The sequence below is a fragment of the Pedobacter sp. genome (assembly GCF_040513095.1).
Classification (GTDB): domain Bacteria; phylum Bacteroidota; class Bacteroidia; order Sphingobacteriales; family Sphingobacteriaceae; genus Pedobacter.
Map to the genome: position 1 here is coordinate 15,718 of NZ_JBEVDX010000005.1, position 13,152 is coordinate 28,869.

The window sequence follows — 13,152 nt, forward strand, 5'->3', positions numbered from 1 at the left end:
ACTTATTTTTTATCGTATTTCTTTTTCATTTCATCGTAGTATGCCCTCATCAGGAAAAAGGACTTCTTTTTATTGCCTTTATCATCATAGAAGCCTTTGCGGTTCCATCCATCCTGATAGAGGGGATTGTTCCTTTTAGGCGATCTGAAATCTGAGAGCACCCATGGGGAGATGCCCACAAATTTTGCCGGCATGCGTTTGATCATTGCAATCTGTTCTTTGTAATACCACTCCTGGTATTCTTCACTGAAGCGGGTCAGTGAGTCGGCATGGAAGCCTCCCTTGGCATCTCCACCGGTTTCACTGATAAACAGCGGTTTTTCATAGGGGGTATCCCAGCTGGTAGTCCTGCATTTATCAGGCAGGCCACCGTACCAGCCAAGGTATTCATTAAAGGCTACAAGATCTACAAATTCTCCCAGCGGATCATCAATAATATTTTTATCATTCAGCGCACTGTAATTTACTTCCAGCGCAGCTGACACCATCCGTGTATTGTCGAGTTCCCTGGCTTTGATCAGCAGGTTATGCATAAATGCAGTCCTTTCAGGGCTGATGGGTGTCTCGTTACCTACCGACCAGATGATAACACTTGCCCGGTTATGGTCGCGCGTGATCATTTCTGTCAGCTGTGCTTTTGCTTTTTCCAGTACTTCGGCATTGCCGAAATCTATCGTCCAGTATACCGGGATTTCTGACCATACCAGTATCCCCAGTGAATCAGCCAGTCTGGTGATCTTTTCATCATGGGGATAATGTGCCAGTCGCACCATATTACAGCCCAGTTCAATACTCTGATGTAACAGCTGTGCGGCATCCTCTTCAGAATAAGCTCGGCGCATCTCCTGCGGGATCTCCCCATGGATACTGATGCCCCGCATAAATACAGGTTTACCATTCAGGAGCACCTGAGTGCCATGTGCTTCAATGGTTCTGAAGCCGATACGGTCCGTTGTCTGGTCATGCTTTGTACGGACTATTACCTGATACAGCTTTGGGTTCCCGGTTGACCACAGCTGCACTTTTGGAAGTTTAAAGTTCAGCACTGTGGTTTGGCCTGTTGCGGGGATTTCTTTTTTGAATTTCAGCGCAGGTATTTCAATGGTAACGGTTTCACCCGCAGCAGGTGCCTGGTTGAGTTTTACCCAGCCCTGCACTTCTTTATCAGGAGCTTTACCTGTTGAGTTTTTCTTTAGCTGCACTACAAAGTCCTGGATAAAAGTGCCGGGTACAGTAATAAGTTTCACCTCTCTTGTGATGCCACCGTAGTTCCACCAGTCGGTATTCAGTGTAGGAACCTCATCAGCGTGGCGCTTATTATCCACTTTCACCACCAGGAAGTTATCCTTTTCTTTTAGCAGTTCCTGTGGTACCTCGAAGTTAAAGGGTGTGAAGCCGCCCTTATGCATGCCCAGTTTTTTTCCGTTCAGGTATACATCCGCCCGGTAATTTACGGCACCGAAATAAAGGAAGTAGCGCTGATCAGCATTCCCTTTCAGGATATCAAAGGATTTTTTGTACCATACCGTCCCTTCATAATACAGGAATTCCGGCTGCTGATGGTTCCAGTCGCCTGGCACCTCAAGGCTGTATTTGTCTACATAGCCATGTTCCTTTTTTTCCGTTCTGTTGGCCTGCACATCTGTATTCCAATACGCATCCTTATTGGTTTCCTTCAGTTCCTTATATCTGTAGTCGTAGAAACCGGTTTCATAGGGATCTACAATATACTGCCACTTTCCATTCAGGCTCAGCGATGTTCTTGCAGCTGTATTACTGACTAAATTGTCTTGTGCAAAGGTCATAGTGCTGCATACCAATAGCAGCAGCACGGTCAGGATCTTCTTCATCTCAGGTTTATTTAAATGAATTGTAAGTTTCATATCTCTTCATGGCTTCTGCATAATAATAATCTGCATAAGTCAATGGCACGTCTACTTCAGATTTTTGCGGAAGATGCCCTACACTGTGCTGCAGGAGGAAACCGGCATTAGTTCCTGGCAGGGACTGATAAGGCGCCTTACAAAGGCTCTTGAGCATTGTTTCTGCAGTATTAAAGTATACTTTCGCTTCTTTTGGCGAGGCATAGTGCGAAAGTTCAAGAAAGGCAGATGACATCACTGCCCCGGCAGAAGCATCGCGCAAAGCATCAGGAATATTTGGCGCATTGAAATCCCAGTAAGGGATTTTGTCCTTGGGCATATTCGGATGGTTCAGGACAAACGATGCAATATGATTTGCCTGATCCAGGTACTTCTTGTCATGCGTTTCCCGGTACATCACGGTGTAACCGTAAAGCCCCCATGCCTGCCCCCTCGCCCAGGCCGATTCATCTGCATAGCCCTGCGCAGTTTGCTTTTTTTGCACTGCACCGGTTTCGGGATTGTAGTTGATCACGTGGTAAGAGCTGTAATCTGCTCTGAAATGATTTTTCATTGTGGTGTTGGCATGTGTAACCGCGATTTTGTAGTAAGTCGAATCGCCCGTTACCCGTGTGGCCCAAAACAACAACTCCAGGTTCATCATATTATCGATAATCACCAGGAAATCCTGTGGCTTACCGTTCCAGGATTTGATACATCCTACTTTTGGATCAAAGCGTGTCGACAAAGATTTGGCGCTGTTGATCAGGATTTCCCTGTATGCTGGTTTGGGATCCATCTTTAAAGCAGTGCCGAAACTGCAATACATCATAAAACCGAGGTCGTGCGTGCCTTTGTTATACTGCTCTTTTTCCAGCAACCCAAGCATCCTGTTCGCTTCTGCAAGCAATGCAGGATCTTTTGTTTGCGCATAAAGTTCAAGCAGGGTTCCGGGATAAAAACCACTGCACCACCAACCGGAATCACTGGTTACCAGTTTATTGCTTTTTACCTCAAACGTTTTAGGAAAACGGCCTGGTTCAAGGGATTTCATCATCAGTTTATACTGTGCCCTTCCCTTCAGATAATTGGCATCAATGGTTTTTAGCAGCTGCGCATTAAGTTTAAATGCTTGTCCGCTTACAGCAATGCTCAGCAGCAGCAGGGCAATAACTGGGAGTACTTTAATTTTTGACATCATTTTTATATTTGGTTAATTGATATTCAAGGACCCTCACCGGGCTTGGATTTACGTTTGCTTTTCCTTCTGCATCCAGCTGTATAACCTTCTGAATATAAAGGTTCAGTATCCCTTTATTTTTCCAGAGTTCCGTATCGTAACTGGGCTCCCATGAACCCAGAGATTCATCGCTGAGCTCTTTCAATTCCCAATGTTGCTGCCCGAGGTCTGCATTAATCGCAACAGAAGCCTTATTGCCACGGTCCTGATCTCTGAAGAGCAGTGCGATTGCCTGTTTGCCCCGGTGTTTCCAGGCCAGGATCTGTGGCCTGCTGATGGGAATGCTTTTAGTGCCTGCTCCGCTGAGGCTAAAGGGTGTTTTACGAAAGCCCAGATTGATAGTCTTCCATCCTGCATCGTTATATATCACATGATACTGTGGTATGGTTTGTCCCGCTTCACGCCAGTACGTAGCAATAAAAGGATGTCCTTCAGCATCAGCAAACATGGAAGTCTGGTTGATGAGTTCGCTTTGCTGAGGGATGCGGCAGGCATATTCAGCAGAGGTCAGTGTAATTGGCAGCTGGTATTTTTCTCCGTCAGACTTCTCCCAGGTTTTGCCTCCGTCAGCCGAACGTGCATAACACATATCATGGTTACTGGCTACATCAGGGCTTTCGCGCCATACCCAGCTCAGATGGATAATTCCTTTGGCATCTACCGCCATCTGCCAATAGGCATTTCTTTTTCCTTCCCCGTCAATCAGCCCGTCCTGTACCTGTGTCCATTTCCCTGTTTTCAGATCGTACCGGTTAATCATCAGGTTTCCATTGCCCGAAGAACCATCGCGGTAGAGGAACAGCAGGTTACCTCCATTCAGGGTGTAAAACTCTGGATAGGTTACGTTATCTTCTTTTTTGCCTGTCATGGCCAATTTTTCGCCAAGGGCGAGTGAAGCCGGAGCCAGAGATTTCACATAGTTCAGTGCATTGCCATGATGGTTCCAGGAAATGTGCAGGTATCCGGCTCCGTCAACAATCAGGCTGATCGAGCGGTGTGCATCTGATGCATCTCCCTGGTATTGAGTTTTCTTTGTAATCCAGGATGCTGATCCAAGTTTTCTCTTTCCGAGAACTACGTTTTTCTCCTGGTCATAAAAGGCAATAAACTGGTAACCTTTCCAGCTTGCAATTGAGTTTCTACGAAAGATAACTGCATTAACAGAATTTCCGGCCCAGCCATCAGCGACAGTGGTTATTGTCTGGGCATGTCCATTGCTGCCTCCAAAAGCAATTAACAGATTGCTGAGAACAAGACTGAAGAGCATATATCTGGTAATCCTATTCATCACTAAGTATACTTACTGTACCGCTTTCAACAAGGCCAGTTCCTTTGCTGATATCTTTAAAATTGTGCCATGCCTGAGCCCTTCCGGCAAGCTGATCTGCGCAGATATATCCTGCCAGGTTTTAAGATCTGTAGAAGAGATCGCCCCATATTTATGCTCCGTATACTTATCAAAATATAATAACCAGGTATTTCCTATTTTGAGGCTTGTGGGTCCTTCCGCCCAGTATTTTCCGGTTATAGGTGCAGAGGCTGCAGTATATGGCCCTGTCAGTGTTTTGCTGTAGGCGATTTTGAGATTCTTCTGCGCAGGCTCACGTGTTTCGTCTTTCAGGAACATGATAAAACGGCCTGCGTCTTTTACGATTGTTGCATCAATGGAATTAAACCCGGGATCATAGAGCAATTTGGTTGCTGTATAGGTTTTGAAATCCTTGGTTGTGGTATAGTACAAACGGTGATTGTATCCGTCATCGGCTTTGCTGGCTGTTTCAGGGAATTTCCCCCTGATGGTTGTTGCCCAGTAAATCATATAAGTTCTGGATTGCTCATCATATGTGATCTCGGGCGCCCAGCAGTTACGTGCTTCCTTTTCATTGGCCATCACCGGGATAAACTCCTGGCCCGACCAATGGATGAGGTCTTTTGAAGAGGCATAACCGATTCCTTTGTCATTCCAGCTCACCGTCCAGACCATATGGTAGATACCATTGCTGCCCTTAATGATACATGGGTCACGCATCAACTTGTCCTTGCTCACTGTTGGAGTAAGAAAGGAATGGTCATTTTTTAAGGCTGCCCATTTATAACCATCGCTGCTCCAGGCATAATGAAGCCCGTCTTCACCATTGCCTTTGAAATAGGCAAACAGACAAGGACTATTTTTGGATTGGGCGCGTGTGCCGGCTATACTTAATAAAAGTAAAACACAGGTGATTACCGTTAACTTCTTCATCATGATTTTATTTGGTAGCAGCTTAAATTGTAAGTATAAGTATATTTTCTGTAGCAACAAAACAGAATGTGAGAGCTTAAGGCTTCAATAGTTCTTTATCATTTTCGAGTCTTTATTTTGCGGATATTCTCTCTTTTGGCAATATTTTATGAAATAAATACACACTTGTATCGTTTAAACTGAAATTAGATGTTTTAATTATTCTCAACGTCAACATTCAGGCTATTTAAAATAGACATTAATACTTTTAAATGAAAAAACTAGCATTCACGCAAAGACACAGCGATTAACACCACAGTATTTTAATCAGACATATCAAAATCAACAATGGAATATTCAAAAGTTTATACAGTAAAAGAAGAACACATCGACGTACAGGGCATTATGGATGGTTTATACTATCCTTTTTATATGGAATACTGCAGGCACGATTATATCAGGGAAGTGCTTGGTTTCGATTTCGAAGAACAGGCCGAAAAGGGCGTGTATATGGTTTTGTCGCAATATAAAATCAACTTCCTGAGGTCCCTGAAAAAGGACGATGTATTCTCCGTTACCTGCGCAGTTTATACCGATAAAGACAATTTGCCACGACTGCATTTCAAACAGTCAATCGTGCTTAACGGAAAAGTAATGACCAAAGCCATCTTTACCGGAACATGCATTCCTGCTGCTGGTGGCCGTCCCTTTCTGCCAGCCAACCTGCAGGAAAAGTTTGAGGATGCACCGCAGCTGGATGTTGAAGTTTAGCGGGTTGCTGATGGCATGTGATCATGCAGGATCTGGCTACGAAACTTTTACTGTCGACCTTTTCACCTAATTACCACAGTAACCTGACGGCGGATGAACTTGCCGTTTTCGTAACTGGAAAGGATAGCTTTGTATTTCTGCAGCATAAGTTCCAGTTCGGCGTAGGTCAAGGAATAGCGGGAAGCTAAGGATTATTTAATAATTTATTGACCCTAAGCTAACCTATAGCAAGAATAGGAAAATATTTCTTATTACCTTTACTTTATACGGATATTGAATGTACTGGTACGAAGATGATATAAAACGGCTTGAAAAAGAGCGCGTGAAAAGAGGATACGATCCGGAAATAATTTTTTACGGCAGTTCCACCATAAGGATGTGGGACAGCCTGCCTACTGATTTTCCTCAGGCAGAGATTGCAAATCTTGGTTTTGGAGGTTCTACGCTTGCGGCATGCGTTTGGTTTTTCAGCAGGCTGATGGTTGATTATCAGCCGGAGGCTATTTTTGTGTATGCCGGGGATAATGATCTTGGTGACGGCAGGCATCCTGAAGAAGTACTGATATTTTTTCAGCAGCTGGCAGTAGAGGTAACAACTCGTTTTGGCGATCTGCCCTGTTATTTTATTTCCCTGAAGCCAAGTCTTGCCCGCTGGCATATGGCCGAACAGTTTAAGTACGCCAATAACCTGATAGAAAGCGAGATTATCAAAAAGAACCACAACTGGACGTTTATAGATGTGTTTAAAAAAATGCTGGATAAATCCGGGCAGCCCTTACCGGAGCTTTATATGGAGGACGGACTACATCTGAGTGAAAAAGGTTATGCTTTGTGGAAGGAAATTGTTAACCCCTTTTTAATTCCGGCGTAATATGTAAAAGTGATATTTCCCCTTACAATAAAGCTTTCGAAATGAACAGAGAATATCACAAGTGGTTTAGCCCTGCGCTGCAGCGGGATATGGAACTTTTAATTTTCGGCCACAGCGGCCGGGCAGTTCTTTTTTTCCCGACACGTACGGCAAGGTTCTTTGATTACGAAAACTGGGGGATTATCGGGGCCATGCGCGAGCAGATCAGCAATGGCGAAGTGCAGCTGTTTTGCGTGGACAGCATCGATGCCGAAAGCTTTTACAACGGCCATATCCACCCGCATGACCGTATCTCCAGGCACCTGCAATATGAACAGTACCTGCTGACCGAGGTTATTCCAATGATGAAGTCAAAAAACGAAGGGAATTACCTGGAAACTGCGGGTTGTAGCATGGGAGCGTACCACGCGATCAACCTCGCATTGAAATACCCTTCGCTTTTCAGAAAAGCGGTAGGCATCAGCGGACGATATGACCTGACGGAGAACCCGGGGGACTTTAAAGACCTGATGGATGGTTTCCGGGATGAATCTGTTTATTTCAATATGCCGGTACAGTACCTGGCTAACCTGAATGATAAATCGCTTTTGGCTGAGATCCGCAAGGTGGAAATCGTGCTTGCCATTGGTGAAACCGATCCGTTTTTGTACAGCAATAAAGACCTTAGCCAGCTGCTGTGGAATAAGGATATTCCAAACCAGCTATATATATGGACAAGCAATGCGCACCGCCCTCATTACTGGAGGAGGATGGTTCCCATGTATGTATAATTTATTCTCCTGATCCCGAAAAAGCGATCAGGACAGCGCCGGCAATCATTACCGCTCCTCCCACAACAATCTGCCAGGTTACTTTTTCCTTCAGGAAAATAATAGATAATACGATTGCTATTACCAGCGATGATCTTTCTATGGTAGCAACGTAGGATGCCGGCCCCATTGAAAGGGCTTTGTACGAAAACAATGTAGAGAGGGAAGTGAAAACGCCCGCAAGAAGGAGCAATATCCATGCTTTACTTTCGATCTGCTTCCAGTCGGCATAGTTTCCCTGATAAAGCACCACCGACCAGGTGATCGCAAGGATCAGCACTGCCTGAATAGCGAATGCCAGACTTGAGTCTACATTCTTTAAGCCAGCTTTAGTTAATACAATCACCAAGGCTGCAGATACCGCAGCGAGAATAGCCCATAAAGCCCACATAATTTCCTTTTTTTATAGCTAACACAGGAAATCACAAATAGATTGTAAAAATGGAAATATTCTTAAAAGCCTTATCCCTTTTTGCTGAAAACAGAGCCAATAATCAGATCCCATAACGGCGAGCTCACTCCAAAACCTTTGTTTGGCTCCTGATAATGGTGGAGCATATGATGCTGCTTCAATCTCTTGAAAAAGCCACTTTTGAAGTTAAAATGATGCATAGCGTAATGGCCAATATCATAAAACAGATAACCTACCAGAAAAGTAGCAAAGAACATCCAGAGGTACATGTCCGGGATCAGCCATTTAAAAAGGAAAAAGAAGGCAAAGGCCAGCGGGATACTTAAGGACGGAGGCATAACAAGTCGCATCCTGTCACTTGGATAATCATGATGTACTCCATGTATTACAAAGTGCAGTCGGGCGCCCCATTTGCCCGGCAGTTCGAAGTGGAATACATACCTGTGCATTACGTACTCTACGAGTGTCCAGATGAAAATCCCTGCCAGCATTGTAAGCGGGTATTGCCAAAGCTGTAAATCAGTATGGACTGATCTGTAAATGCAATAGCCAATCACTGGTATAAAAATGTACAATGGTACTGTGTAGTGAACTTTTGAAAATGCTTCCAAAAAATCGCTCTTAAACATCCGGACTGAATCCTGAGAGTTTGATACAAATTTCTTTTTGCTACTTCCCATAATTATATGCTTACTATTTAAATTTACCGCAACAAGAAAGCGTTGCTTAAACTACGGCAAAATTACGATGCAAAGGGAAAAGATTGGTTATCCTGCTGCACTCATCGGTGGGATCAATTTAAAAATTGATATAATGGTGACAGAAGAAAAGTTAGAAGCATTGACATGCAAGGCTGATTTGTACTTTTAAGCACCTGTGATATTCAACTATTGCTATCTTAGCAAAATCAACTTTTATAAAGCCTATGTCCGAATTTTATGAATCTTTTGTTCATCTCACCTTCATAGGTATTATTGCCCTGTTTCCTGTAGTTAACCCTATCGGATCTGCTTTTATGGTTAGCCCCTACTTTGAAAACCTGAACAATGCAGAGAAAAGAGCAGCCGTTACCACGATAACTATCTATGCCTTTCTTGTATGTATGGTTTCGCTGTTTGCCGGTCAGTGGATATTAAGACTTTTCGGTATTTCTATTCCAATTGTACAACTTGCCGGTGGTATCATGATCAGTAAGATGGGCTGGGAATTTATATCTTCCGATCAGAAAAAAACAACTTCAGATGATATTGCTGAAGACTTGAATGTTTCCGCCTATAAACATATCGTTAACAAACTATTTTATCCGATTACCTTTCCCGCTACCACAGGTGCCGGGACCATTTCGGTGCTGTTCACTTTGAGTGCCCATGGAGCAGCATTTGGAAGCCAGGCTTATTTTCTGAATACAGGTGCAATACTTTTGTCTATCCTGGTAATCTGCCTGATGATCTTTTTCTTTTATCTTAACACCAAAAATATGATCCATTATCTGGGATCAACCGGCGAAAATATTGTAAACAGGATCTCTGCATTCTTAATATTTTGCGTTGGCCTGCAGATCGGGGTCACAGGTATAAAATCGCTTTTCCATATTTAAGGATTGTCCGAACTAAATACCTGTATCGAATGTTGTTTCATCTCCAACAATAAAGCTGCATATCAATTTGTTTCAGGTTTGCCGCGATCAAAAGAGCTTACAACAGATGAAAAGCAGGTACAAAAAACTAAGGTTACTTCTGGGCGATCAGCTCAATATCCAGCATTCATGGTTTAGCCGTAAAGATCAATCGGTGCTGTATGTGCTGATGGAAATACGCACGGAGACCGATTATGTCTGGCACCATATCCAGAAAGCCTGTGCCTTCTTTGCTGCAATGGAAGGCTTTGCCAAGATGTTAAATGACAACGGTCATGATGCACTTTACCTTACGCTGGATGATCCTGCAAACCTGCAAAGCTTTTCTGCCAATTGCGATGCGCTGATTGAAAAGTATGGCATAGAAAGTTTTGAGTACCAGTTGCCTGATGAGTACAGGCTTGATGAAGAATTGAAAGGATATTGTGGCACCCTGAAGATGCATGCTCAGGTTTATGATACGGAACATTTTTATACTACCCGTGATGAATTGGGTACATTTTTTTCCGGCAAAAAAGGCCTGCTGATGGAGAACTTTTACCGCGAGATGCGTAAAAAACATAATGTGCTTATGGATGGTAAGGAGCCAACGGGAGGGCAATGGAATTTTGATGAGGATAACCGGAAAAAACTTCCTAAAAACCATCATCCCTATCCACCATTGCTATTTGACAATAGCGTACAAGCACAATATGACCGTATCAGAAATGCCGGTATTGAAACTATTGGAACCATAGATCCGCAGCACCTGTACTGGCCTGTTAACAGGGAACAAGCATTAAAGCTTTTAAGCTATTTCACTGAAAATTGCCTGCCGCTCTTTGGTACTTTTCAGGATGCCATGCATACAGATGAATGGTCTGTTTATCATTCCCGTCTTTCTTTCAGCATGAACACTAAGATGCTTTCACCAAAGGAAGTGATTGAAGCTGCTATCGGTGCCTGGGAACAAAACAGAAAGGCCATTGCAATCAACCAGCTGGAAGGATTTGTGAGGCAGATTTTAGGCTGGCGTGAATATATGCGGGGGATTTACTGGCTAAAAATGCCGGGCTTTGAAACGCTGAATTACTTTGAACATCATAGAAAGCTGCCCGACTGGTACTGGACAGGAAAGACTAAAATGAACTGTCTGCAGCATAGCATTGGGCAATCACTGAACCATGCTTATGCACACCACATCCAGCGGCTCATGATCACAGGCAATTTTGCATTGCTGGCGGGTATAAAACCGGATGAAGTGGATTTCTGGTACCTGGGCATTTACATTGATGCCATCCAATGGGTAGAAATTACCAACACCAGAGGGATGAGCCAGTACGCTGACGGAGGGCTTATCGGCTCAAAACCTTATACAGCGAGTGCCAATTATATCCATAAACAGAGCAACTACTGCGACAATTGTCATTATGACCGCACAGCAAGAACCGGAGAGAACTCATGCCCCTTCAATAGCCTGTACTGGGATTTCCATGACCGGCACAGGGATAAACTGAGTAAAAACATCAGGCTGTCTATGGTTTACCGATTATGGGATAAATTGACCAGGGTTGACCGCGAGGCTATCTTACTGCGGGCAAACTTTTGCCTGGAAAACCTGGAAGAGTTATAGTTTGCAGACTTGACAAGGCTTTCTTGTGTTACGCAAATCACCCCCTATTTTGTCATGATTACACCTGCGGTATGATAAACTATCTTTTGATATTTGTAATAGACTCATTTTTAAATTATTGCTATGCGAAAATTAAAATTACAGGTACAAATGACTGTTGATGGCTTTGTAGCCGGACCAAATGGAGAATTAGACTGGATGTGGGCAAACACTGAACGCGATGAATCCTCTTTTCAGAAAGTGATTGAACTGGCCGACAGCTGCGATACCATTTTACTGGGGCGTAAGATGACCCGGGGTTTCATTGATTACTGGGAAGATGTTGTAGATAATCAACCTGACAGCCAGGAACAGCCTCTGGCAAAACGAATGGTAAATATGCGCAAGATTGTTTTCAGCCGTACACAAAGCGCTATAAATGGCAGGAACCTGGAAGTGGAAAACGGGGAGCTGGCGGCTGTAATTGAGGGGCTTAAAAAGGAAGCCGGCAAAGACATCATGGTTTATGGCGGTGCCAACTTTGTAAGTTCGCTGATCAGCCTGGATCTGATTGATGAATATTTTATTATAACAAATCCCGCGGCTATCGGAAAGGGGCTTACAATATTTAAGGAGAAAAAGCTGCTGAAATTAGAAAGTACTATTACCTATAAAAACGGGAAAGTACTTAATAAATACCTGCCGGTTTAAGCATATCATGGGTGTCATCTGAATACAGATTGGGCCAGCTTTAACTCCTTATTTCCCTGCGCATGAAAAGAAAATATGAAAGCGCAAAACACGCTACAGTTGCCCCTATCAGTCCACTCACTTGTGGCCACACTACCATTACGCTTTCTGTGAAAGGCAGAGGTGCAGGAATCGCACCTGCCATCTGCTCCATTGTCATCGGTCCGAGGCTTCTTACAGAAGGCATCAGCATAGTTGTTGTGGCATCCATATACAATTGATTCGGCGCGATACGTGAGAGGGCCAGTATGATCTCATTGTAACTTAAAATCTGGTCCTGAGAAAGACCTGCCGGATCCGGCAAAAAGGATCTGATAATCAGGTTCAGTACGATCTGGTAAAAAACCGTAAAAAACAACCATATCCCTATTGCACTCAGCGCAGACGTAGCGGCTCCCCTGAACTTTATAGAGAGCACTATCGAAAGGCTCAGCCAAAAAGCGACATAAAAAATAGTAAGCCCCACAAAACCCAGGATTCTGAGCAACTCCTGCGGTTCCATACGTACGCCTGTCAGTAACAGACCGCCACCAATCATCAACAAGGCCAGGGCAAGAAAAAGCACCCCCACCAAAACCAGAGCACTTGCAAACTTGGCAAGCAGCACATTATCCCTGTAGACAGGTTGAGCCAACAGTCGGGTAAGCGTTCCACTATTCTGCTCGGCATTTATAGCATCAAATCCCAGGCTGATGCCTAACAGGGGTGCCAGAAAACTCAGGAAAACATGAAATGGCGGGATAGAATTATCTGTGGTAGTCAACAGCTTCAGGTATAAAAATACATGATCTGGATCACTGGCATTCCCGGTTGCAGATTTAATATTGGACAATGACACGTACATTGAAGCTACAAATGTCAGCAATATCAGTGCAATAAGGATGATAAAGCGCCAGCTGCGGATATGGTCTGACATTTCCTTTCTCATCATCACACTAAACGGACCCGGCGTTGAAGATTTACCTAAATTTTTCATTTGCTGTTTAAAT

13 protein-coding genes are annotated in these 13,152 nt (G+C 43.9%); 6 read left to right on the forward strand and 7 right to left on the reverse strand.

Translation table 11 applies throughout. The features are described 5' to 3' along the window. Positions 1-2 precede the first annotated feature (2 nt). From ABWY16_RS00520 to ABWY16_RS00535, 4 genes are read right to left on the reverse strand one after another with little or no spacing between them, the layout of a single operon-like run. Entirely contained in the window at positions 3-1,850 is a 1,848-nt protein-coding gene (locus ABWY16_RS00520) for a glycoside hydrolase family 2 protein (protein ID WP_353902695.1), read from the reverse strand. 7 nt (positions 1,851-1,857) lie between these two features. Beyond that, positions 1,858-3,063: a glycoside hydrolase family 88 protein gene (locus ABWY16_RS00525; protein WP_502930979.1), complete on the reverse strand. Its 1,206-nt coding sequence runs from the start codon at positions 3,061-3,063 to the stop codon at positions 1,858-1,860. Then, entirely contained in the window at positions 3,047-4,390 is a 1,344-nt protein-coding gene (locus ABWY16_RS00530; RefSeq protein ID WP_353902696.1) for a BNR repeat-containing protein, read from the reverse strand. The genes ABWY16_RS00525 and ABWY16_RS00530 overlap by 17 nt, the downstream gene beginning before the upstream one ends. A gap of 12 nt (positions 4,391-4,402) precedes the next feature. After that, positions 4,403-5,347, reverse strand: coding sequence for a glycoside hydrolase family 43 protein (locus ABWY16_RS00535; RefSeq protein ID WP_353902697.1), 945 nt, complete (start codon positions 5,345-5,347; stop codon positions 4,403-4,405). 324 nt (positions 5,348-5,671) lie between these two features. Between ABWY16_RS00535 and ABWY16_RS00540 the strand changes: the two genes are divergently transcribed. The 3 genes from ABWY16_RS00540 (at position 5,672) to ABWY16_RS00550 (ending at position 7,735) form a co-directional block, all read left to right on the forward strand. Beyond that, positions 5,672-6,094 carry an acyl-CoA thioesterase gene (locus ABWY16_RS00540; RefSeq protein ID WP_353902698.1) on the forward strand — a complete coding sequence of 141 codons (423 nt, stop codon included), beginning with the start codon at positions 5,672-5,674 and terminating at the stop codon, positions 6,092-6,094. 277 nt (positions 6,095-6,371) lie between these two features. Next, positions 6,372-6,965, forward strand: a complete 594-nt coding sequence (locus ABWY16_RS00545; protein ID WP_353902699.1) for a GDSL-type esterase/lipase family protein — start codon at positions 6,372-6,374, stop codon at positions 6,963-6,965. Between the two features lie 41 nt (positions 6,966-7,006). Beyond that, on the forward strand, positions 7,007-7,735 hold the full coding sequence (locus ABWY16_RS00550) for an esterase family protein (protein WP_353902700.1): 729 nt from the start codon (positions 7,007-7,009) through the stop codon (positions 7,733-7,735). A 1-nt stretch (position 7,736) separates the two neighbouring features. Here the strand turns inward: ABWY16_RS00550 and ABWY16_RS00555 are convergent, their stop codons facing one another. Then, the gene (locus tag ABWY16_RS00555) at positions 7,737-8,165 is read right to left on the reverse strand and encodes an EamA family transporter (protein WP_353902701.1); all 429 of its coding nucleotides are present in this window, start codon (positions 8,163-8,165) and stop codon (positions 7,737-7,739) included. Between the two features lie 71 nt (positions 8,166-8,236). Then, positions 8,237-8,677: a sterol desaturase family protein gene (locus ABWY16_RS00560; protein WP_353902702.1), complete on the reverse strand. Its 441-nt coding sequence runs from the start codon at positions 8,675-8,677 to the stop codon at positions 8,237-8,239. 434 nt (positions 8,678-9,111) lie between these two features. On the opposite strand from ABWY16_RS00560, the gene ABWY16_RS00565 reads away from it, so the two are divergent. The 3 genes from ABWY16_RS00565 to ABWY16_RS00575 all read left to right on the forward strand — a co-directional run bounded on the left by ABWY16_RS00565 (position 9,112) and on the right by ABWY16_RS00575 (position 12,124). Then, complete coding sequence (locus ABWY16_RS00565) at positions 9,112-9,783, forward strand: MarC family protein (RefSeq protein ID WP_353902703.1); 672 nt, start codon at positions 9,112-9,114, stop codon at positions 9,781-9,783. Between the two features lie 106 nt (positions 9,784-9,889). Beyond that, entirely contained in the window at positions 9,890-11,434 is a 1,545-nt protein-coding gene (locus tag ABWY16_RS00570) for a cryptochrome/photolyase family protein (RefSeq protein ID WP_353902704.1), read from the forward strand. A gap of 123 nt (positions 11,435-11,557) precedes the next feature. After that, positions 11,558-12,124 carry a dihydrofolate reductase family protein gene (locus tag ABWY16_RS00575; protein ID WP_353902705.1) on the forward strand — a complete coding sequence of 189 codons (567 nt, stop codon included), beginning with the start codon at positions 11,558-11,560 and terminating at the stop codon, positions 12,122-12,124. A 40-nt stretch (positions 12,125-12,164) separates the two neighbouring features. Here the strand turns inward: ABWY16_RS00575 and ABWY16_RS00580 are convergent, their stop codons facing one another. After that, positions 12,165-13,139 (reverse strand): ABC transporter permease, encoded by a 975-nt coding sequence (locus tag ABWY16_RS00580; RefSeq protein WP_353902706.1) that lies wholly within the window; start codon positions 13,137-13,139, stop codon positions 12,165-12,167. Positions 13,140-13,152 lie beyond the last annotated feature (13 nt).